We start from the raw sequence: 2,171 nt of genomic DNA, 5'->3' as shown, positions 1-2,171 counted from the left end.
CCGATGGTTAAGGGTGGTTTTCTGCGGGGAAATTTATTGGCTTTGGTTTTGGCCGGGATAGAATTATTTATTCACTGTTATTTATCAAAAAATAAGCCCGGAACTTGCCGGGCTTATTTTTTGATAGCGTTGAGAGGGCGGCGCGAGACCAGCTTCTTCATCAGTGACGGGTTTCGCTGGCGGGAAGGATGTTAGGGTGGTCCAGCCAGTCTTCGGGGTTGTCATCAATCGTATCTATGGCTTCTGCTTCTTCAAGCTCCCCACGTGTCGCCAGCACCGCCAGCTCCTTGGCAAATTTTTGCAGCAGGTTGATGACATCATCCCGGTTACTGTTCAGGCTTTCATCGATTTCAATACTGAACAGGGGCGAGGTATCATCAGCAAACTCTTCCTCTTCCTTGCGCATGAGAACCATGTGCAGGCCGGAAAAATCGTCATCACTGACTTCGGCCAGTTTAAAGGTAATTGACTGTGCTTCCCGAAGAATAGAGAGCAGTTTCAGGGCTTCGGCAGCACTGAGATCCCCGGCGTCTACACGGGCTTCTACATACTCTCTGGCGGAAAGGCCAGAGGCAATGTAGTTATCTACCAGATCTTGGATACTCTTGTACTTGTTTTGGCTCATAGACCCTCCTGACAGCTGTTTCAGCTGATGCCCGACAATCATTGTGCCAGGCGCCAAGGCCAGATTCACCAGAGGCAGGGTGCGCCCTCAATTAGTGACCAGTACTTCAAACATGCAATTGGGCATGGCCTGATGGCCCACCTGTCTAATTGAGAATGTCCTCTCACTCTGATTCCTGTTTCCAGTGTACCTGATTAGCGATGAATGTATAGGGAATAATACTGATGAAGTTGAAGTGATATGACTATAGTCTCGTTGTCGGACAGCCTCCTGGCTTGCCGCGCAGGGTCGTCTATTGCCTCCCGTAATCTTTACAAGCCAGCAGTTTTGTTTCTCTCTGGCGGATTTATCAGGCTCTGCCGCTGATGATGGTGCCTGCAATTTTTGGGGTACTTGTTACAAAAATATGAATTTGTACCGACTTAACCTGAACCTTTTGCCGGGCCTCAAGGCGCTACTCGATACTCAAAGTGTCTCCCTGGCGGCAAAGCAGATGCATGTGACCCAGTCCGCCATGAGCCGGACGCTGGCGCAACTGCGTGAAGCCCTGAATGATCCGATTCTGGTCAGGCAGGGCAACCGTATCTTCCTTTCTGAAAAAGCGCTGGCGTTGAAAGAGGATGTGAACCGTGTGGTGACTGAGGCCAGCACCATCTTTGAGAACCAGCAGTTTGATCCCTGGATTACCGAGAAAAACTTTACCATTGCCGGGACATACATTGTCCTTGAACAGATACTGCCACAGATCCTTCATCAGTTCTGGAAACAGGCACCCCATTTTAACTTTGAACTGTTGCAGTTCAGCCCACAGCTGGATAAAAAACTGGAGGCCGGTCAGGTAGATCTGGTGCTTGGGTATGTGGGCAAGCCACCTGCCGGATTCAGTGATGAACCATTAATGGAGGATAATCTCTGTGCCCTGGTGCCCGAGGATCATCCCCTGGTCGATCAGGAGATAACCATTGAGGATCTTGAGCAGTACTCGGTGATTCGCCACTCTTCATGGATGGGCAGTCCTCACTTTATCAGGGACTACCTGGAAGGCCTCAGTGAGAATATCCGTGTAGTGGCTAAAACACCCAATCTGCCCATCGGTTTGCAGCTTTTAAAGGACACCTGTCATATTCTGGTCACGACGGAGAAAGCGGCTCGTTATAATACTTATGTCCAGAACATGACCATGAAAACCCTGCCCGGCAAACCGCCCAGAGTCAGCTATTACGTCGTGTGGCCGGAGTATTGGGAACACAACCGGGCGCATCGGTGGTTCCGGGAGTTCATCATTAATCGCTTTCGTCTCAAGTTGAAGGAGATGGACAGACTGGATGCCTTGATTAATGGTGAAGCGGGAGTAGTGGCTCACTGAACTCAGTGAGTCCAGCTACTGGTATTGTATTTGACCTGCTTGCTGGTGTGGAGAGTTGGGTAAACACATCAACTGCAGCTCGTTCAAATACTTGCAGATGGGCTATTGTACTTCGAGAGTGCTTCTAGCCCGGATATTTCATAAACGTGCTCCCGATCTCGCTTGTCCTTTGCCGCTCTA

General features: G+C 49.9%; 2 protein-coding genes. One reads left to right on the top strand and one right to left on the bottom strand.

Features of this window, described 5'->3' with window-relative positions; genetic code table 11:
• Window positions 1-160 precede the first annotated feature (160 nt).
• Complete coding sequence (locus KDK14_RS20720) at window positions 161-625, bottom strand: hypothetical protein (protein WP_257267139.1); 465 nt, start codon at window positions 623-625, stop codon at window positions 161-163.
• Window positions 626-920: 295 nt separating this feature from the next.
• Here KDK14_RS20720 and KDK14_RS20715 point away from each other — a divergent pair, with 295 nt between their 5' ends.
• Window positions 921-1,991 carry a LysR family transcriptional regulator gene (locus tag KDK14_RS20715; RefSeq protein WP_257267138.1) on the top strand — a complete coding sequence of 357 codons (1,071 nt, stop codon included), beginning with the start codon at window positions 921-923 and terminating at the stop codon, window positions 1,989-1,991.
• The last annotated feature ends 180 nt before the right edge of the window (window positions 1,992-2,171 follow it).

It is taken from the genome of Endozoicomonas sp. ONNA2 (assembly GCF_024606365.1).
Lineage (GTDB): Bacteria > Pseudomonadota > Gammaproteobacteria > Pseudomonadales > Endozoicomonadaceae > Endozoicomonas.
This window is presented reverse-complemented; position numbering and strand designations above follow the sequence as displayed.